General features: G+C 69.7%; 15 protein-coding genes. 9 read left to right on the top strand and 6 right to left on the bottom strand.

The genetic code is table 11. The features are described from left to right. Window positions 1-96 precede the first annotated feature (96 nt). Window positions 97-525, top strand: coding sequence for a hypothetical protein (locus ACMGDM_RS02015; protein ID WP_436802467.1), 429 nt, complete (start codon window positions 97-99; stop codon window positions 523-525). Window positions 526-1,194: 669 nt separating this feature from the next. Here ACMGDM_RS02015 and ACMGDM_RS02010 read toward each other — a convergent pair. Both ACMGDM_RS02010 and ACMGDM_RS02005 read right to left on the bottom strand, forming a co-directional pair. Further along, window positions 1,195-3,471, bottom strand: coding sequence for an NADP-dependent malic enzyme (locus ACMGDM_RS02010; protein ID WP_436802466.1), 2,277 nt, complete (start codon window positions 3,469-3,471; stop codon window positions 1,195-1,197). A 39-nt stretch (window positions 3,472-3,510) separates the two neighbouring features. Next, a complete protein-coding gene (locus tag ACMGDM_RS02005; RefSeq protein WP_436802465.1) occupies window positions 3,511-3,990 on the bottom strand; it encodes a methylated-DNA--[protein]-cysteine S-methyltransferase in 480 nt (159 codons plus the stop codon). Between the two features lie 247 nt (window positions 3,991-4,237). On the opposite strand from ACMGDM_RS02005, the gene mutS reads away from it, so the two are divergent. Next, the gene (mutS, locus tag ACMGDM_RS02000; protein WP_436803610.1) at window positions 4,238-6,814 is read left to right on the top strand and encodes a DNA mismatch repair protein MutS; all 2,577 of its coding nucleotides are present in this window, start codon (window positions 4,238-4,240) and stop codon (window positions 6,812-6,814) included. Window positions 6,815-6,962: 148 nt separating this feature from the next. Here mutS and ACMGDM_RS01995 read toward each other — a convergent pair whose 3' ends face one another. Next, window positions 6,963-8,090: an aspartyl/asparaginyl beta-hydroxylase domain-containing protein gene (locus tag ACMGDM_RS01995; RefSeq protein ID WP_436802464.1), complete on the bottom strand. Its 1,128-nt coding sequence runs from the start codon at window positions 8,088-8,090 to the stop codon at window positions 6,963-6,965. Window positions 8,091-8,295: 205 nt separating this feature from the next. On the opposite strand from ACMGDM_RS01995, the gene stbB reads away from it, so the two are divergent. Together stbB and ACMGDM_RS01985 are read left to right on the top strand one after the other, a co-directional pair. Then, complete coding sequence (gene stbB, locus ACMGDM_RS01990) at window positions 8,296-9,003, top strand: StbB family protein (RefSeq protein ID WP_436802463.1); 708 nt, start codon at window positions 8,296-8,298, stop codon at window positions 9,001-9,003. Between the two features lie 142 nt (window positions 9,004-9,145). Next, the gene (locus tag ACMGDM_RS01985; protein WP_436802462.1) at window positions 9,146-11,890 is read left to right on the top strand and encodes a [protein-PII] uridylyltransferase; all 2,745 of its coding nucleotides are present in this window, start codon (window positions 9,146-9,148) and stop codon (window positions 11,888-11,890) included. A gap of 6 nt (window positions 11,891-11,896) precedes the next feature. Here ACMGDM_RS01985 and ACMGDM_RS01980 read toward each other — a convergent pair whose 3' ends face one another. The 3 genes from ACMGDM_RS01980 to ACMGDM_RS01970 all read right to left on the bottom strand — a co-directional run bounded on the left by ACMGDM_RS01980 (window position 11,897) and on the right by ACMGDM_RS01970 (window position 15,236). Then, complete coding sequence (locus ACMGDM_RS01980; protein WP_436802461.1) at window positions 11,897-12,046, bottom strand: hypothetical protein; 150 nt, start codon at window positions 12,044-12,046, stop codon at window positions 11,897-11,899. 161 nt (window positions 12,047-12,207) lie between these two features. Next, window positions 12,208-13,599: a Na+/H+ antiporter NhaA gene (gene nhaA / locus ACMGDM_RS01975; protein WP_436802460.1), complete on the bottom strand. Its 1,392-nt coding sequence runs from the start codon at window positions 13,597-13,599 to the stop codon at window positions 12,208-12,210. A gap of 272 nt (window positions 13,600-13,871) precedes the next feature. Beyond that, on the bottom strand, window positions 13,872-15,236 hold the full coding sequence (locus ACMGDM_RS01970; RefSeq protein WP_436802459.1) for a helix-turn-helix domain-containing protein: 1,365 nt from the start codon (window positions 15,234-15,236) through the stop codon (window positions 13,872-13,874). A gap of 106 nt (window positions 15,237-15,342) precedes the next feature. Here ACMGDM_RS01970 and ACMGDM_RS01965 point away from each other — a divergent pair, with 106 nt between their 5' ends. The 5 genes from ACMGDM_RS01965 to ACMGDM_RS01945 are packed head-to-tail and all read left to right on the top strand — an operon-like array spanning window position 15,343 to window position 18,620. Next, the gene (locus ACMGDM_RS01965) at window positions 15,343-16,869 is read left to right on the top strand and encodes an acyl-CoA carboxylase subunit beta (protein ID WP_436802458.1); all 1,527 of its coding nucleotides are present in this window, start codon (window positions 15,343-15,345) and stop codon (window positions 16,867-16,869) included. Window positions 16,870-16,911: 42 nt separating this feature from the next. Continuing rightward, a complete protein-coding gene (locus tag ACMGDM_RS01960) occupies window positions 16,912-17,196 on the top strand; it encodes a hypothetical protein (protein ID WP_436802457.1) in 285 nt (94 codons plus the stop codon). After that, window positions 17,193-17,408, top strand: coding sequence for a hypothetical protein (locus ACMGDM_RS01955; RefSeq protein ID WP_436802456.1), 216 nt, complete (start codon window positions 17,193-17,195; stop codon window positions 17,406-17,408). Before ACMGDM_RS01960 ends, ACMGDM_RS01955 begins: the two co-directional genes overlap by 4 nt. Then, entirely contained in the window at window positions 17,405-17,842 is a 438-nt protein-coding gene (mce, locus tag ACMGDM_RS01950) for a methylmalonyl-CoA epimerase (RefSeq protein ID WP_436802455.1), read from the top strand. The genes ACMGDM_RS01955 and mce overlap by 4 nt, the downstream gene beginning before the upstream one ends. Next, window positions 17,835-18,620, top strand: a complete 786-nt coding sequence (locus ACMGDM_RS01945) for an enoyl-CoA hydratase-related protein (protein ID WP_436802454.1) — start codon at window positions 17,835-17,837, stop codon at window positions 18,618-18,620. Before mce ends, ACMGDM_RS01945 begins: the two co-directional genes overlap by 8 nt.

Raw genomic sequence — 18,620 nt, 5'->3', positions numbered from 1 at the left:
CCGCTCCTGGCGGCGCGAGCATCTGGCTCGCGTTAAGGGAGCGGTAGCGCCCTGACGCTATCGCTCCCCGCTCGTCGAAGCGCGGAAAGATCCTTTGTGGCGCATCATCTGTCGATCCGGCTGTTCGCGGCGCTGTTCGCGCTTAGCCTGCTGCTCTCCGCGGCGCTTGCCTATCAGCTCACCAGCACGATGCATTTCGCGTTCGAGCTGCCACCCGAGGCGGCGGCGACGCTGATGACGCGCATTCAGCTGATCCGCACCGCGGGCCTGGGACTGGCGCTGTTCCTGATGATGCTGGTGGTGTTCGGCGCCAGCCGCGGCGCGCGCGGGGCATTGGCGTGGCGCTGGCTGCTCAGCGTAGCCACCAGCCTCGCCTTCCTGCGCGGCGCGGGGCTGGTCGCGCCGCTGCCCGATCAAGACGCGCTCGTCGTCGCCGCCTCGGCGGTCCAGCTCGGCGTCGAGGCGCTGGCGATCGTGCTGCTCTACGGCGAGGACGCCACCGCCTGGTTCGCGAGCACGCGCTAGGGTCTGGCTTGCCACGCTGATCCGCGCTCCTGCGCATGCGGGAGCGCAGAGCCACAGGCGCAACCTTGTTGGCCCCCGTATCCGGCGTTCGCCGGAGCACGCTTGTGGTTCAGCTTGGATGAGTCAGGCGCTACGGTCGGCTTCATCCCGGCGAAACCGTGCTCGGGCGTATGCCGGCGCCCGGGCCGCGAGCGTGATACGCGTGGCTCTCGGCCCCTGCGTGCGCCTGAGCGCGCTTGTGGTCGGAGAGGGGATCGGACGGTGCCGGTCTGTCCTACACCGCGCGCAATGTGGCAGGAACGTCGACGCTCTGTCTCATCGTCGGCGCGCGCGCCGTCGCCTGTTCTCATGACGATCGCCGCGCGTGCCGCGACACACGCGCCGGCGTCTCAACATTCTCAACATTCGCGCTCGGTGACGTCGCGGTTGGCCGAGCGAAGCGGCGCAGGATCAAGCACGTGCCATTTTCAGCGCGGGCGCAGCGGGGCGCGCGAATGTTGAGGAATGTTGGAAGCGCGGGCGGCCCCGGCCGCGAATGTTGCGGAATGTTGGAGCCGGCCGCCGGTGCAGCCCGCCAATGTTGAGGCATGTTGGAGCGCCCGGCGCCCGGCGCCCGGTCCAGCGCCACGGCTCGACCCGCCGGCGCGACCCACGCGCCGGCGTCGCGGCTCAGCGCGCGATGCCGCCCGCGGCGAGCACCGCCAGCGTCACCAGCTCGCTCGCGGTGGAGGTCATCGGCGCGATCTGCACCGGCTTCTCCATGCCCACCAGCATCGGCCCGATCATGTCGTCGCCGCCCAGCTCGCGCAGCAGTTTGGCCGAGATGTTGGCCGATTGCAGCCCCGGCATGACGAGGATGTTGGCCGGCCCCGACAGCCGCGCGAACGGGTAGTTCGCCAGCTGCTTGGGGTTGAGCGCGACGTCGGGTGCCATCTCGCCCTCATATTCGAAGCTCACCTGGCGCTGGTCGAGCACGTTGACCGCCTCGCGGATATTGTCGAGCCACTGGCCGGTCGGGTTGCCGAAGGTGGAATAGCTCAGGAAGGCGACGCGCGGTTCGTGCCCCATCTGACGCGCCACAGTCGCGGTCTGCTCGGCGATGTCGGCGAGTTCCTCCGCATTGGGGCGCTCGTTCACCGTCGTGTCGGCGATGAAGACGGTGTGCGACTGGCCCACCAGCACGTGGATGCCGAACGCGGTGCGGCCCGGCGCCGGGTCGATCACGCGCTTGATCTCGCGCATCGACTGCGCCCAGGGGCGCGTCACTCCGGTGATCATCGCGTCCGCTTCGCCGAGCTGGAGCAGCACCGCGCCGAAGATGTTGCGGTCCTGGTTGATCATCCGCTCCACCTCGCGGCGCAGGAAGCCGCGGCGCTGGAGCCGCTGGTAGAGGAAGTCGACCATTTTGGGCACCAGCGGCGAGACGCGGCTGTTGTGCAGCTCATATTCCTCGGGATTCTCGATGCCGAGCGCGCGCAGATTGTCGTACACGTCCTCGCGCCCGACCAGCACCGGCGTGCCGTAGCCGCCCTCCTTGAACGCGATGGCGGCGCGCAGCACCACCTCTTCCTCGCCCTCGGCGAAGAGGACGCGCTTGGGGTTGGCCTTGGCGCCCTCGTAGGCGAGGCTCAGCACCGCGGTGGTCGGGTTGAGCCGCGCGCGCAGCGCCTCGCGATAGGCGTTGATGTCGGTGATCGGTTTGCGCGCGAGCCCCGAGTTCATCGCCGCCTGCGCCACCGCGACCGAGACCATCTCCATCAGCCGCGGATCGAACGGCGCGGGGATGATATAGTCGGGGCCGAAGGTATGGCGCGTGCCATAAGCCGCGGCGACCTCCTCGGGAACGCGGTCGCGCGCCAGTTCGGCGATGGCGTTGGCGGCGGCGATCTTCATCTCGTCGTTGATGCCGGTGGCGCGCACGTCGAGCGCGCCGCGGAAGATGAAGGGGAAGCCGAGTACGTTGTTGACCTGGTTCGGATAGTCCGAACGGCCGGTGGCGACGATGGCGTCCGGCCGCGCCGCCTTGGCGAGCTCGGGACGGATCTCCGGCTCGGGATTGGCCATCGCGAAGATGATCGGCGCGGGCGCCATGTCCTTGACCATCTCGGGCTTGAGCGCGCCGGCGGCGGAGAGGCCGAGGAACACGTCCGCACCGTGCAGCGCCTCGGTCAGCGTGCGGCGATCGGTGTTGGCGGCGTGCGCCGATTGCCATTGGTTCACATCGTCGCGACCCTGGTAGATCACGCCGGTGCGGTCGCAGATCAGCACGTTGTCGGCGCGCACGCCCATGGCCTTGATCAGCTCGGTGCAGGCGATCGCGGCGGCGCCGGCGCCGTTGACGACGACCTTCACCGAGGAGAGCTGGCGCCCGGTGAGCAGGCAGGCGTTGATGAGGCCGGCGGCGCAGATGATCGCGGTGCCGTGCTGGTCGTCGTGGAAGACCGGGATGTTCATCCGCTCGCGCAGTGTCTGCTCGATGATGAAACACTCGGGCGCCTTGATGTCCTCGAGGTTGATGCCGCCGAAGCTCGGCTCCATCAGCTCGACCGCGTCGATGAAGCGGTTCACGTCCTCGGTCTTCAGCTCGATGTCGATCGAGTCGACATCGGCGAAGCGCTTGAACAGGACCGCCTTGCCTTCCATCACCGGCTTGGAGGCGAGCGCGCCGAGGTTGCCGAGCCCGAGGATGGCGGTGCCGTTCGAGATCACCGCGACCAGATTGCCCTTGGCGGTATAGTCGTAAGCGGTGTCCGGATCCTCGGCGATCGCCTTCACCGGCACGGCGACCCCGGGCGAATAGGCCAGCGCGAGATCACGCTGCGTCGCCATCGGTTTGGACGCGACGATCTCGATCTTGCCGGGGCGTCCCTCCGAGTGGAACAGCAGCGCCTCGCGCTCGGAGAACTGGTCGTGGCGCGTCTCGGTGGAAGTGCGATCGTCGGTCATGTCCCTTCCTCTAGGGAAGGCTGGCGCGTTTGGGAACCTTCACCAACGTTGCTCGTGCGCGAGCAGCTGTTGCTTGGCGGCGAGTCCGCCGGCGAAGCCGGTGAGCTTGCCCGAGGTGCCGATCACGCGGTGACATGGCACCACGATCGGCAGCGGATTGCGCCCGTTGGCGGCGCCGACCGCGCGACTGGCGGTGGGGCGGCCGATGGCGCGCGCGATGTCGGCGTAGCTGCGCGTCTCGCCGTGCGGGATGGTGGCGAGCGCGGCCCAGACCGCGCGCTGGAACGCGCTGCCGCTGGGTGCGAGCGGCAGGTCGAAGCTGCGGCGCGCGCCGGCGAAATATTCCGCCAGCTGGATCCGGGCGGCGGCGAGCACGGGATGGTCGGCACGCTCGTCGGTGGCGGCGAGGCGGACGCGGCCGGGCGCGTCGTCGGGCCACAGCACCGCGACGAGGCCCTGATCGCTGGCGACCAGGGTGAGCGTGCCGACGGGCGAGTCGATGGTGGTGCGGTACAGCATGCAACCGGGTGTAGCCGGCGCCGCAAGGGCGTGCATCCCGCGGGTTGCGGTCAAAGCGCCGGCGGCCCGCCCGGGTGGCAGATCGCTCGCCGCCCGGCTATGCCCCGTTCGATGTCGAGTCTTTCCAGCCGCCCGTTACGCCAGCGCCGGGGCGTCGGTCGCTCACGATGAACGATGCGTGCCGCCGAACGGCCCGACTCGTCCCCGCCCGCTCACCGGACGACAAGAAATGACCGCCCCTACGCCGATGATGGCGCAATATCTCGCGCTGAAGGCGGAGGCGGCGGACTGCCTGCTGTTCTACCGCATGGGCGACTTCTTCGAGTTGTTCTTCGACGACGCGCGCGTCGCCTCGCAGGTGCTCGACATCGCGCTCACCTCGCGCGGCGAGCATGCCGGCGAGAAGATCCCGATGTGCGGCGTGCCGATCCACGCCTCGACTGCCTATCTCCAGCGGCTGATCAAGGCCGGCCACCGCGTCGCCATCGCCGAGCAGACCGAGACGCCCGAGGCGGCGCGCAAGGCGCGCGGTTCCAAGGCGCTGGTCGAGCGCGCGATCGTCCGCGTCGTCACCGCCGGGACGCTGACGGAAGAGACCCTGCTGGATTCGCGCGCCGCCAACTGGTGCGTCGCCATCGGTGAGGCGGGGGGCGCGGTGGCGCTCGCCGCGGCCGATGTGTCGACCGGCCGGTTCGAGGTGATCGTGTGCGATCGTGCCGGGCTCGATGCCGAACTCGCGCGCTTGGGCGCGGCCGAGGTGGTCGCGGCCGAGGGCAGCGATGTCCCCGCGACCGTTTGGCGACCACGCGGCGAGTTCGACAGCGGCGCGGGCGAGGCGCGGCTGAAGCGACTGTTCGGCGTGGCGACGCTCGACGGCTTCGGCCAGTTCAGCCGCGCCGCGCTTGCCGCGACGGGCGGGCTCGTCGCCTATCTCGATCACACCGCCAAGGGGCAGCTGCCGTTCCTGCGACCGCCGGTGCTCGCCGCCGCGCGCGACGCCATGGCGATCGACGCCGCCACGCGCGAGAGCCTCGAGCTGACCTGCACCGCGGCCGGGCAGCGCAAGGGCAGCCTGCTCGACGCGGTCGACCGCACCGTCACCGGCGCCGGCGCACGATTGCTCGCCGCCGACCTGGGCGCGCCGCTGATGGCGCGTGACGCGATCGAGGCACGGCTCGACCTCGTCCAGCTGCTCCACGATGATGCCGCTCTGCGCGAGCGGGTCCGCGCCGCGCTGCGCGCGCTGCCCGACATCGGCCGCGCGCTGGGCCGGCTGGCGGCAGGCCGCGGCAGCCCGCGCGACCTCGGCCAGCTGCGCGACGGGCTCGACGGCGCCTGGACCATCGGCGAGCGGCTCGGCGCGCTCGACGCCGCCCCCGCACTGTTGCGCGAGCTGGCGCCGCGGCTGCGCGGGCACGGCGCGCTGATCGACCTGCTCAAGCGCGCGCTCGTGCCCGCACCGCCGATCGAGGCGAGCGAGGGCGGCTATATCGCGTCGGGCTATGACGCCGCGCTCGATGCGCTGCGCGATACCGGCAGCGGCGGGCGTCGCGCGATCGCGGCGCTGGAAGCGACGTTCCGCGAGCGGACCAGGATCGCCGCGCTCAAGATTCGCCACAACGGCGTGCTCGGCTACCATATCGAGGTGCCCGCGCGCGCCGCCGACCCGCTGATGCGCGCGGACTCAGGCTTCACGCACCGCCAGACGCTCGCCGGCGTCGTGCGCTTCAACGCGCCCGAGCTCCATGAGGTCGCGGCGAGCGTCACCCAGGCGGGGGCGCACGCACTGGCCGCGGAGGCGGCGCATCTCGAAGAACTCACGTCCGGCGCGCTTGCACAGCGCGAGGCCATTGCCGCGACCGCGGACGCGCTCGCGCGGCTCGATGTCGCCGCGGGGCTGGCCGAGCGCGCCGCAGAAGGGGCGTGGGCGCGTCCCGCTTTCGCGGAGGACGCGTGTTTCGACGTGCGCGAGGGACGCCATCCGGTGGTGGAGGCGGCGCTGGCGAGGAGCGGCGACCGCTTCGTCGCCAACGACTGCGCGCTCGGCGGCGAGGCGGCGCGGCTGTGGCTCGTCACCGGTCCCAACATGGGCGGCAAGTCGACCTTCCTGCGCCAGAACGCGCTGATTGCCGTGCTGGCGCAGGCCGGTGCCTATGTGCCCGCCGCGGCGGCGCGGCTCGGGCTGGTCGATCGGTTGTTCAGTCGGGTCGGCGCATCGGACAATCTCGCGCGCGGGCGCTCCACCTTCATGGTCGAAATGGTCGAGACCGCCGCGATCCTGGCTCAGGCGACCGAGCGCAGCTTCGTGATCCTCGACGAGGTCGGCCGCGGAACGAGCACCTATGACGGGCTCGCGATCGCCTGGGCGGTGGTGGAGGCGATCCACGAGGACAATCGCTGCCGCTGCCTGTTCGCGACGCACTATCACGAGTTGACGCGGTTGGCGGAGCGGTGCGAGTCGCTGTCGCTCCACCACGTCCGCGCGCGCGAGTGGAAGGGCGATCTGGTGCTGCTCCACGAGGTCGCCGACGGGCCCGCGGACCGCAGCTATGGGCTGGCGGTGGCACGGCTCGCGGGCATGCCGCCCGCGACGGTGCAGCGCGCCAAGGCCGTGCTCGCCAAGCTGGAGGCGGGGCGCGCCAAGACCGGCGGGCTCGCGGCCGGGCTCGACGACCTGCCGCTGTTCGCCGCCGCGGCGCAGGCGGAGGAGGCGCAGTGCGACGCGATCCGCGCCGCGGTGGAGGCGCTGGACATTGACGCGCTCACCCCGCGCGAGGCGCTCGATACCTTGTACCAGCTGAAGGCGCTGGCGCGAGAGGGATAGAGAGGGTGCAGCTGCGTTCGGTGTTCCGGCTTATGCAGGAACCCGGGGCGTCAGGGCGCGGCGCTCGTGGCCTGGGCTCCCGCGTGCGCGGGAGCACGGCGTGGCTGAGCGACGCCCACTCCCTGCCGGTTCGCGCCGCCGAAATGCGCTACTGGCCGCCCTCGTAGAGCCCCACTGCGCCGAACAGCGTCGTCAGCCCGGCGCGTTCCGCTACGGTGAGCTCGGGCCGCCACACCTCGAACAGCAGCACCACCCTGGCTTCGTCGCTGTCGTTCCACGCTTCATGTTCGATCGAGTCGTCGAAAATCATCAGCTCGCCCGCGCGCACGGCGCGCTCCTCATTGCCGACACGCAGGCGGCAATAGTCGGGGACGATCAGCGGTAGGTGAACGATCAGCCGCGTGTTGAGCATTCCGTTATGGGCCGGAATATGCGTGTGCGGCCGCAGCACCGAGAAGAGCGCCATCGGTGAGCGCCCGGCGATCTGTGGCAGCGGTGCGTGCGCCAGAGCGGCGAGCGTCGCCGGGCACCGCGGCGCGTTGTCGGGATGAGGCACGCCGTTCTCGAGCAGGTGGAAGGCGCTCCAGTTCGGATCGTTGAGCAAAGCGTGGCCGCGGCTGGCGCGAGTGGGATCGGCCTGAACATAAGGCGCGGAGCCGCTGCCACTGGCGATCAGCGCTTCCAGCTCGGCGCGGATGGCGGGTGCGGCGGCGACGAGCGAAGGCGCCCAGTCGAACTCCTCCGCGGCAAAGAACTGGCGATGCGCCAGTCCCGGGAAGAAGAAACTGGTCGGCTGCTGCAGGTAAAGCTGCTTCTCGCCCGTGACCAGCGCCACCGCCTCGGCGAAGCGCGTGCCCGCGTCGGCGGCGGCGACCTGCGCTCTTAGATGGTCGGCGAACCGCCGCGACGCCGCCGCGAGCCGGTCCTGCGCGGCGCGCAGCAGTGGCTGCGCGCGTTCCGTCTCGGAAGCTCCCGACAGCGCCAGCGCATAAAAGGAACAAGCGGCGCGATCGTCCTCGGCATGGTCGCCGCGCAGCACCAGCGCCTGGCGGTGGCGCGGCTCGACCGCGAGCACATGATCCAGCGCGGCGGCGACGGCGGCGCGCTCGGCCGCGGTGGCGGCGCGCGCCTGGGCGAGCAGCAGCCACAGCTGCGGCGTCGCGACGCCCGCCGCGGCCACCGCCTCGAACGCCTCGCGTGCCGTGCCATGATCGCCGCGCTGCCACGCCGCCCACCCCGCCTGTGCCCGCCGCGCGTGCTCGCCGTCCGTCGCCATGGCCCCAGCGTAGAGCGAGAATGGCTGCGATTGAAGCTGGCTGATCCTTGGTGCCGCACAATGTGCGCCGACCTGCCGCATGGCGTCGCCATGCCCTCTACAAATGGTGTGGCGAAGGCGGGAGGGGCGCATCACACTGAGGTCCGCACGCGCTCGGCGGCGATCTCGGATCGCAGCCACCGTCACGAGATCTGGGGGATTACGGGTGAGAGTGGCGGTCATCAACTATACGGGCACCGTGGGCAAGACGACTGTGGCCGCGCACCTGCTCGCACCGCGGATGGGCGGCGCGAAAATCTTCGCGATCGAGAGCGTCAACCAGACCACGTCCGATCTCGGCCTCGAATCGGAAGCGATGAAGGGCGAGAAGTTTGGCGTGCTCTTCCGCAGGCTGCTGATGCTCGAGTCGGCGATCATCGACGTGGGCGCCACCAACGTAGAGGATTTCCTCGACCGCATGATCAAATATGAGGGCGCGCAGGAGGAGATCGATTTCTTCGTGGTTCCGGTCGTGTCCGGCGGCAAAGAGCAGAGGGAGACGATCCAGCTGGTCGACGCGCTCTCGGCCGCCGGCGTATCGCGCGAGCGTGTGCGGATTCTGTTCAACCGGGTCGACACTGACGTGCGCGAGGAGTTCGGCCCTGTGCTGCATTATGCCAAGCAGCGGCAGACCTGCATCGCCAATCCCGCCGCCGCGCTCCACGAGACCGAGCTCTTCGACCTGCTCGCAGCAAAGCGGCTGTCGATCGGCACGTTGATGGCGGACGAGACCGACTATCGCGAGCGGCTGCGCACGATTGACAAGGCGGACGCCAAGGCGATCGCGCACTTCTCCGACATGCACGCGCTTAAGCTGCTCGCCAAGGCAGCGGCGCCGCAGTTCGACCGGGCGTTCGACGCGCTGTTCGCCTGAGCCCTCGGCGGCTCGGTTCCCAGCGCCGAGCGCCGGCGACATCGGGTGACTTTCCGCAGCGCGGGCGAGCTCGCGGGCCGGCGGCGTATCATGCGGTGCGTCGGGGGGCGACGCGGCGGCGCGTTTGACCTATCTGGCCCGTATGATGGGGCGTTTCGATCATCTTCCGCACCGCCGCGCGATCGTTGATCGTCGCGCGCTCGCCGAGGCCGCCGCGGCGCTGCCGGGCGACGATCCCGCTACGCTGCGACGCGGGCTGAGCCAATTGCTGCGCGCCACGCTGGACGCGGGCCGTGCCGAGATCGCGCGTCGGCTGGAGGCGACGCCGTCGCGCGGGATCGAGGCGGCCAACGCGCAGGCCTATCTGATCGACCAGCTGCTGATCGTGCTCGCCGACGTGACGACGCAGCGGCTCCACCCGCTCGCCCATCCGACCGCGGCGGAGCGGCTGCTGCTGATCGCGGTGGGCGGCTATGGCCGCGGCGAGATGGCGCCCTTCTCGGACGTGGACATCGGCTTCCTCACGCCGGGGAAGCAGACGCCCTGGGCCGAGCAGGTGATCGAGTCGATGCTCTACACCTTGTGGGATCTCGGGCTGAAGATCGGCCATTCGAGCCGCTCGCTGGACGAGATGGTGCGCCAGGCGAAAGCGGACGTGACGGTGCGTACCGCGCTGCTGGAAGGGCGCTACGTCTGGGGTGACGAGACGCTTTACGCCGCGGCGAGCAAGCGCTTCTCCGATGACGTCCGCCACGGCACCGAGCGCCAGTTCATCGCCGACAAGCTCGCCGAGCGGAACGCGCGCCACGTGCGGATGGGCGACACGCGCTACGTCGTCGAGCCCAACGTCAAGGAAGGCAAGGGCGGGTTGCGCGACCTGCACGCCCTGTTCTGGATCGGCAAATATGTCTTCGACGTGCAGCGTGCCGCCGAGCTGGTCGACATCGGCCTGTTCACCCGTGCGGAGTATCGCGCCTTCCATCGCGCCGACAATTTCCTGTGGGCGGTTCGCTGCCATCTCCATCTGATCGCGGGACGCGCCGAAGACCGGCTGACCTTCGACTATCAGCGCGAGATCGCCGAGCGGATGCGCTATGCCGCGCGACCGGGCAAGCGCGCGGTCGAGCGCTTCATGCAATTCTACTTCTTGCAGGCCAAGGCGGTGGGGTCGCTGACCGGGCTGTTCCTCGCGCATCTGGAGGAGCGCTTTGCGCCGCGGCGGCGCTACGGATTGCCGCGCCTGCGCCGCGCGCCCCGCAAGCTCAACGGCTTCGTCGTCGACAGCGGGCGGATCGCGCTGCCTGATGACGATTATCTCCGCGCCGACCCGGTGCGGCTGGTGGAGGTGTTCGCGCTGGCGGCGCAGCACGGCATGGAGATCCACCCGCTGGCGATGCGCGCCGCGAACCGGGACGCCAAGCTCGCCGCGACGGTTCGCCGTGACGCGCGCGCCAACGCATTGTTCCTCGACCTGCTCGCGGGCCAGGCCGATCCCGAACTTGCGTTGCGGTGGATGAACGAGACCAGCGTGCTCGGCCAGTTCGTGCCCGATTTCGCGCGCGTCGTGGCGCAGATGCAGTTCGACATGTACCACCATTATACGGTGGACGAGCATACGATCCGCGCGCTCGGGCTGCTCAGCCGGCTCGAGCACGGCCGGCTCGCCGACGAGCATCCGCTGCCCAGCGCGGTGATCGAGCAGATCGTGTCACGCCGCGTGCTGTACGTCGCGGTGTTCCTGCACGACATCGCCAAGGGGCGTGGCGGCGATCACTCGATCCTCGGCGCGGAGGTGGCGGAGCGGCTCGCTCCACGCTTCGGATTGACCCCGGCGGAGACCGAGACGGCGGCGTGGCTGGTGCGCCACCATCTGCTGATGAGCGCCACCGCGTTCCGCCGCGATCTCACCGACTTCAAGACTATCCTCGACTTCGCGGAAGTGGTGCAGAGTCCCGAACGCCTGCGGCTGCTGCTGGTGCTCACCGTGGTGGACATCCGCGCGGTCGGTCCGGGGACATGGAACGGCTGGAAAGGCCAGCTGCTCGGCGACCTCTACGATCGCGCCGAGGAGGTGCTGCGGCTCGGCCACAAGCAGAAGGGCAGGGGTGAGCGGCTGCTGGCGAAGCAGGACGGCCTGCGCGACGCCATGGGCTGGAGCGACGACGAACTCGCCGCTTATGCGCATCGCCTGCCCGAGGCCTATTGGATCGCCGAGCCCGCCGACGTGCTCGCGCACAACGCGGCTTTCGTCGCGCGCGCGGGCGACGCGCCGTTGTCGATCGACGCGCAGGTCTATCCCGAGCGCGGTGCGACGCTGATCACCGTCTATGCGGCCGACCATCCCGGTCTGTTCAGCCGCATCGCGGGCGCGATCCATGTCGCCGGGGGCAACATCATCGACGCTCGTATCCACACCACCCGTGACGGCATGGCGCTCGACAACTTCCTCGTCCAGGACCCGCTCGGCCGGCCGTTCGCCGAGGCCGGGCAGCTTGAACGGCTCAAGACCGCGATCGAGGACGCACTCGCCGGACGCGGCAAGCTGACCGACCGGTTGCGCGCCAAGCCGCTGCCGCGCGCGCGCGCCGATGCCTTCCGGATCGAGCCCAGCGTGCTGGTCGACAACAAGGCGTCCAACCGTTTCACGGTGGTGGAGGTGGCGGCGCGCGACCGCCCGGCGCTGCTCAACCAGCTCGCGCACGCGCTGTTCCTGTCGAAGGTGACGATCCACTCGGCGCATGTCGCTACCTATGGCGAGCGCGCGGTCGACGTCTTCTACCTGACCGATCTCACCGGCGACAAGCTGGCCCCCGGGACGCGGCTGCGCGCGCTGGAGAAACGGCTGCTCGCCGCTGCGGCGGGAGTCCCCTACGAGGAGGCGGCGTAGCGACGATCAGTCGCGCTCGTCCTCGTCGAGCGCGTCCGGCTCCTCCTCGGCGCCCTCGCGCGCGGCGAGGTCCTCGGTGGTCGTGCCGCTATTCTGCTGATCGACGTCCTTGGCGGGGTCGGCGCCCTCGTCGGCATTGGCGCGATGGTCGGACATGGTGCGGGCTCCTGCAGCTATACGTGGTGAACCAGCGACCGGCGCGATCGGGTGCGAGCGGGCGTGAACGGACGTGCTGCCGTGGGTTAGTCCGTTGCTGTTGCGATACGTCGCATGAGCGCGCGCGTCGCCGTGACGCACCGACGCGAAAGACCGTAGCCCTATTCCTTGGCTTCCGCCGCGGCAGCCGCGCGCCACAGCACCATATAGCCGAACAAACCCGACACCAGCGACGCCGCCAGCACTGCCAGCGCGGCCATCTCGGTCAGCTCGTCGCCGGCGAAGGCGAGCTCGGCGATGAACAGCGAGATGGTGAAGCCGATACCCGCCACCGCGCCGATCCCCAGCACCATGTTCCACGTCACGCCATCGGGCAACCGCGCTTGGCCGAGCCGTGTCGCCGCCCAAGTGGCGGCGAGAAAGCCGGCCGGCTTGCCCAGCGCGAGCCCGACGACGATGCCCAGCGCCAGCGGCGAGTGCAGCGCGTCGCCGACCAGCGCGGCCGAGAAGTGGATCCGCACATTCGACAGCGCGAACAGCGGCAGCACGATGTACGACACCCAAGGCGTCAGGATACGGACGAGGCGCTCCGCGGCCTCGTCGGTCGCCGCCGCCATCTCGTGGAGATAGCCAAGCCGCTGCTGGGCTTTCTCGCGATGCTGTTCGGCCTCCTCTTCGTCGTTCGCGCGGTCGGCGGCGCGTTGCGCCGCCTTGAACTGGTCGACCGGCTTCTGGACGCGCTCGGCGAAGCGTTTCTCCGACAGGCGCGAGCTGGTCGGCAGCAACAGGCCGATCGCGACGCCGGCGATGGTCGGGTGGACGCCCGACCCGAGCACGCCGACCCACACCACCAGCCCGCACGCGACATAGAGGATCGGGGCAACCCAGCGCAGCTGCAGCAGCAGGATCATGGCGCCATAGCCCGCGGCGGCGAGCAGCAGGAACCAGGGATGCAGCGCCGCGGTGTAGGCTAAGGCGATCACCAGCAACCCGAACACGTCGTCGATGGCGGCGAAGGCCAGCAGCACCGCACGCACCGCCGGCGGCAATCGCGTCGTGAACATGGCGACGATGGCAAGGCTGAAGGCAGTGTCCATCGCCGCCACCACGCCCCAGCCATGCTGCGTCGGCGTGGCGTAGTTGAACGCGAGATAGAGGCCGACCGGCACCACCAGCCCGCCGATCGCGCCCGCGACGGGAAAGATCGCGGTTTGCCACGACGCCAGCGCGCCCTTGACGAACTCGCGCTTCACTTCGGTGCCGATGATCAGGAAGAACAGCGGCATCAGTGCGTCATTGACCCATTCGGCCACCGAATGTTCGATTGCCCAGCTGCCGTAGCTGATCCGCAGCGGCCGGTCCCAGAGCCGCGCGTACTCCGCGCTCCACGGCGAGTTGATCGCGATCAGTGCGACCAGTGACGCGATCAGCAGCGGCCCGCCCGAGACCTGCCCGATCGCGAAGAACGGTTCGATCTTGCGCAGCAGCTTCGCGGCGGGCGAATGATGCGCGCGTGCCGCGACCTGGCCGGAAAGGCGCGGGCTGAGCGCCATGGATGCGTTCCCCCGCGGGTAAGTGGTCGAGAGGATACGGGCGAGCGGGGCGGGGCGTTCCCTGCGGCGCCGACGGACTGACTGGGATCAATGAGTAAGCCCCGGTCTCTTCTGTCCGACCGTGATCCCGGACTTGGTCCGGGCTCCATCGTGCCGCTTGCTGAGATCGCGCTACTCTCGCAAGTCAATGGATCCGGAATAAAGACTGGGAGACGCCCTACCATAGCAGGCCGCGGCCCCAGCACTCGCTTACTCGTTGCCGATCGCACCCGTCACATCACCCGATACGGGACCGCGCGGCGCTCCGCCGGGTCGACCAAGATCGCTCGGTCGGTCGGCGGAAAGGCGCGCTGGTCGCAGTCGACGCGCGGGCAAAGACGGCAGCTGATGCCGATCGGTGTCGCCGCCCCGCCGCGATCGACCGCGTCGGCATAGACGAAGTCGGCGGCGTGGCGCGCCTCGCAACCGAGCAGGACGGCATAGCGCCGCGGACTGCGTGCGAACTGCCCCGACGGCTTGACCAGCCCCTTGGCAAGCGAGACGTAGCGGGCGCCATCGGGCGTCTCGGCGAGCTGCACCAGGATGCGGTCCGGGATCGCGGCGGCTTCGTGGACATGCCACAAGGGACAGGCGCCGCCGAACCGGGCGAATTGCAACGGCGTCGCCGAGTGCCGCTTGGTGATATTGCCTGCCATGTCGACCCGGCAGAAATAGAATGGAATGCCCTCCTCACCGGGGCGCTGGAGCGTCGAGAGGCGATGGCAGGTCTGCTCGAAGCTGGTGGCGAAGCGGCGCGCGAGCCGGTCGATGTCGTGGCGCACGCGGCACGCCTCGGCGCGGAACGCGCCATAGGGCATCAGCAGCGCGCCCGCTGCGTAATTGGCCAGGCCCGTGGCGAGCAGCCGCCGCGCCTCCTCCTGCACCAGCGGCGCGGCGCCGACGATCGCGGCGATCGGCGCATCGAACGCGAGGGCGGCCAGCCGATGCGCGATCAGGAAGCGCCGGCTCTCCGCGGGCAGCGCCGCGGCGAGCGTCAGCCGGGCGCCGTCGAAGCGCGCGAGCGGGGCATCGTCGTGCTGGTCGGTGACGATCGTCACCCCGCGTTCGCGAAGCGCCGCCTCGACCCACTCGCCTCCGCTCTCTCGGGCGAGCGCCTCCGCGGCGCGGTCGAGCGGGTCGACATAGTTGCCGGCGTCGTGGAACCAGTCACGCACCGCCTCCCATGGCAGCCGTGCGCCCGCGCCGGCGGTCATGGCCTCCTCGGCGAGCGCGGCACGCGCGTCGGCGGCGCGCTTGGCGGCGTGGAGTGCGATCAGCCGGTCGGCGAGGTCGGGGCTCTGCTCGGCGAGCCGCGCCACCTCGTCGGCGGACATCGGCGCAACCGCGGGATCGGCGAGCGCCTGCGCCAGCGCGGTGAGCCGGCGGGCGGGCACCTCGCCCTCGATCTGCGCCAGTGCGGCGGGAAAGTGGCGCGCCAGCGCGGCGAGTACCGCGCCGGTGAGCGGACGCTCGTCGCCCTCAAGCTGCGAAAGATAGCTCACCGACAACATCAATCGCTGCGCCATCGCGCGCTGCGTGAGCCCGGCGGTGCGGCGCAGGTCGCGCAGCGCGGCGCCGGCGTAGAGCCGTTGCCTCATCGCTCCCGCCTAGTTCGCAAGACAATGCTTCGCAAGTTCGCAACTTCGCATTTGCGCGGGCACGCGTCGCCGGGCAGGACGACGCCGCACGTCACGGGAGAGCTGCATGTCCTCGACCATCGCCGAGCTGGAACGCTGTCGCGCCGCCGCAAGGGCTGGCGGTGGCGAAAAGCGCGTCGCTGCGCAGCACGCCAAGGGCAAGCTGACCGCGCGCGAGCGGCTCGACGTGCTGCTCGACGAGGGTAGCTTCGAAGAAGTCGACATGTTCGTCGAGCACAATTGCGTCGACTTCGGCATGGCGGAGCAGGTGATTCCGGGGGACGGCGTCGTCACGGGTTCGGGCACGATCAACGGGCGCCTGGTCTTCGTGTTCAGCCAGGATTTCACCGTCTTCGGCGGCTCGCTGTCCGAGCGGCACGCGCAGAAGATCTGCAAGATCATGGACATGGCGATGAAGGTCGGCGCGCCCGTGATCGGTCTCAATGACAGCGGCGGCGCGCGCATCCAAGAGGGCGTCGCCAGCCTCGGCGGCTATGCCGAGGTGTTCCAGCGCAACGCGCTCGCCAGCGGCGTGGTGCCGCAGCTCAGCCTGATCATGGGCCCGTGCGCAGGCGGGGCGGTCTACTCGCCGGCGATGACCGACTTCATCTTCATGGTGAAGGACTCGAGCTACATGTTCGTCACCGGCCCCGATGTGGTGAAGACCGTGACCAACGAGGTGGTGACGCAGGAGGCGCTCGGCGGCGCGGTCACGCACACCACCAAGACCAGCGTCGCTGACGTCGCCTTCGAGGACGATATCGAGGCGCTGCTCGCCGCGCGCGATTTCATCGACTTCCTGCCCGCATCCAACCGCGCGCCGCTGCCCGAGCGCCCCACCGCCGATGCCTGGGACCGGATCGAGCCGAGCCTCGACACGCTCGTCCCCGCCAATGCCAACCAGCCGTACGACATGCACGAGCTGATCCGGAAGGTGGTCGACGAGGCCGACTTCTTCGAGATTCAGCCGGCGCATGGCGGCAACATCCTGTGCGGCTTCGGGCGCGTCGAAGGGCGTACCGTCGGGATCGTCGCCAATCAGCCGATGGTGCTGGCGGGCGTGCTCGACATCAACGCCAGTCGCAAGGCGGCGCGCTTCGTGCGCTTCTGCGACGCGTTCGAGATCCCGATCGTGACCTTCGTCGACGTTCCCGGCTTCCTGCCCGGTACCGCGCAGGAGCATAACGGCATCATCAAGCACGGTGCCAAGCTCCTCTTCGCCTATGCCGAGGCGACCGTCCCCAAGATCACCGTGATCACGCGCAAGGCCTATGGCGGCGCGTACGACGTGATGGCGTCCAAGCATCTTCGCGGCGACCTCAATTACGCCTGGACGACTGCCGAGATCGCGGTGATGGGGGCGAAAGGGGCAGTGGAGATCATCTTCCGCGGCCGCACGCCTGAGGAGATCGCCGAGCGCACCGCCGAATATGAAGCGCGCTTTGCTAACCCCTTCGTGGCGGCGAGCAAGGGCTTCGTCGACGAGGTGATCCAGCCGCACTCGACGCGCCGCCGGATCGCGCTGGGGCTGCGCAAGCTGCGCGGCAAGTCATTGGAGAACCCTTGGAAGAAGCACGACAACATCCCTTTGTGAGCGGTGCTCCCGCACATCATGAGCTTATGTGAAGAGGTGCCGATGCAAACCGAGCGGATCACTTTTCTGACCATCCCGCATCACAAGGCCGCCTTCGACGCCTTCGCAGCGCGAAGCGGCATGTCGGTCGGTCACGTCGTGCGCGAGGCGATCAGCCGCTACATCGCGCAGGAGCGCGATAAGGAAGCTGAACTCGCCGCCTTGGTCGAAGAAGCCAACATTGCGGCACCGAAGTGGTGTGCCTCGATCGACCACATGATCGATACGCTGCAAGGGACACATGAGCACGTCGATCGCACCCTGCGGCCTATGGGCGCGCGGTCGTGAGCGCGGTCAGTGATGCGCTTGCGGCGTTGAAGAACGTCGTCTTGCTGCAGGAGAGGCTGGACGTGATGAGGGGTGACCTGGCGCGAACCGCCGGCGATCTGCGGGCGCTGACCGACAAAATCTGTACCGTCGACAGCCGTGTCCTGCGGATCGAGGCGATGATCGAGATGTCGCGCGGCGGAACCACGGTTCCACCCGGGATCACGGCATGACCGGCCGCCTGTGCCTAGGCCGCCTCAACCACGTCGGCATCGCGACGCCTTCGATCGAGCGCTCGCTCGAGACGTACCGCACCTTGCTCGGCGCCGAGGCGATCGGCGAACCCTTCGACCTGCCCGCGCAAGGCGTACGTGTCTGCTTCGTCGATGCGCCCAACACGCAGGTCGAGCTGATCCAGCCTTACGACGAGAACTCGCCGATCGCCGGCTTCCTGCGCAAGAACCCGGCGGGCGGGCAGCACCACGTCTGCTTCGAGGTGGCCGACATCCACGCCGCGGTGGCGCATCTCACCGCGCAGGGCGCGACCGTGCTGGGCGAACCGCGGATCGGCGCACATGGCACGCCGATCGTGTTCGTCCACCCGCGCGACATGGGCGGCGTGCTGGTCGAGCTGATGGAGACGCCACACGGAGACCCGCATGACTGAGCCGGCGATGATCTTGACCGAGCGGCGTGGCGACGTGCTCATCCTCACGCTGAACCGGCCCGACCGGCTCAACGCCGCGCCGCCCGCGATGTTCGAGAGGATCACCGCCGCGTTCGCCGATCTGGCCGGTGCGCGCGCGGTTCTCCTCAGAGGAGCGGGGCGCGCCTTCTGCTCGGGCGCGGACGTCGGCGCGAGTGCGCTCACCAGCGACGATCCCGGCGCGGCGACGCACGCGGCACTGACCGACTCCTACAATCCCGCGATCCTCGCCGTTGCCGAGGCCCGCGTGCCGGTGGTGAGCGCGGTACGAGGACCAGTGGCGGGGATAGGCTGCAGTCTCGCGCTCGTCGCGGACTTCTGCGTCGCCAGCGACACCGCCTATTTCCTCCAGGCTTTCGTCAACATCGGGCTCGTTCCCGACGGCGGCGCGAGCTGGCTGCTGCCGCGGTTGATCGGGCGCGCGCGCGCGGTGGAGATGATGCTGTTGGGCGAGCGGGTGCTCGCCGCCAAGGCGCTCGACTGGGGCATGATCCACAAGCTGGTCGCCGATGTCGACCTCGACGCCGCGGCCTTCGCGCTGGCCGAGCGGCTCGCCGCCGGGCCGACCGTGACGCTCGGCACGATCCGGCGCGGGCTCCACGCCGCGATGGAAAGCGACCTCGCGACCGCGCTCGCCCGCGAGGCGGACGACCAGCGCGCGATGCGCGGCACCGCCGATGCGATCGAGGGCGGCACTGCTTTCCTTCAGAAGCGCGCACCCACCTTCAAGGGCGCCTGA

It is taken from the genome of Sphingomonas larreae (genome assembly GCF_051400595.1).
Lineage (GTDB): Bacteria > Pseudomonadota > Alphaproteobacteria > Sphingomonadales > Sphingomonadaceae > Sphingomonas.
This window is presented reverse-complemented; position numbering and strand designations above follow the sequence as displayed.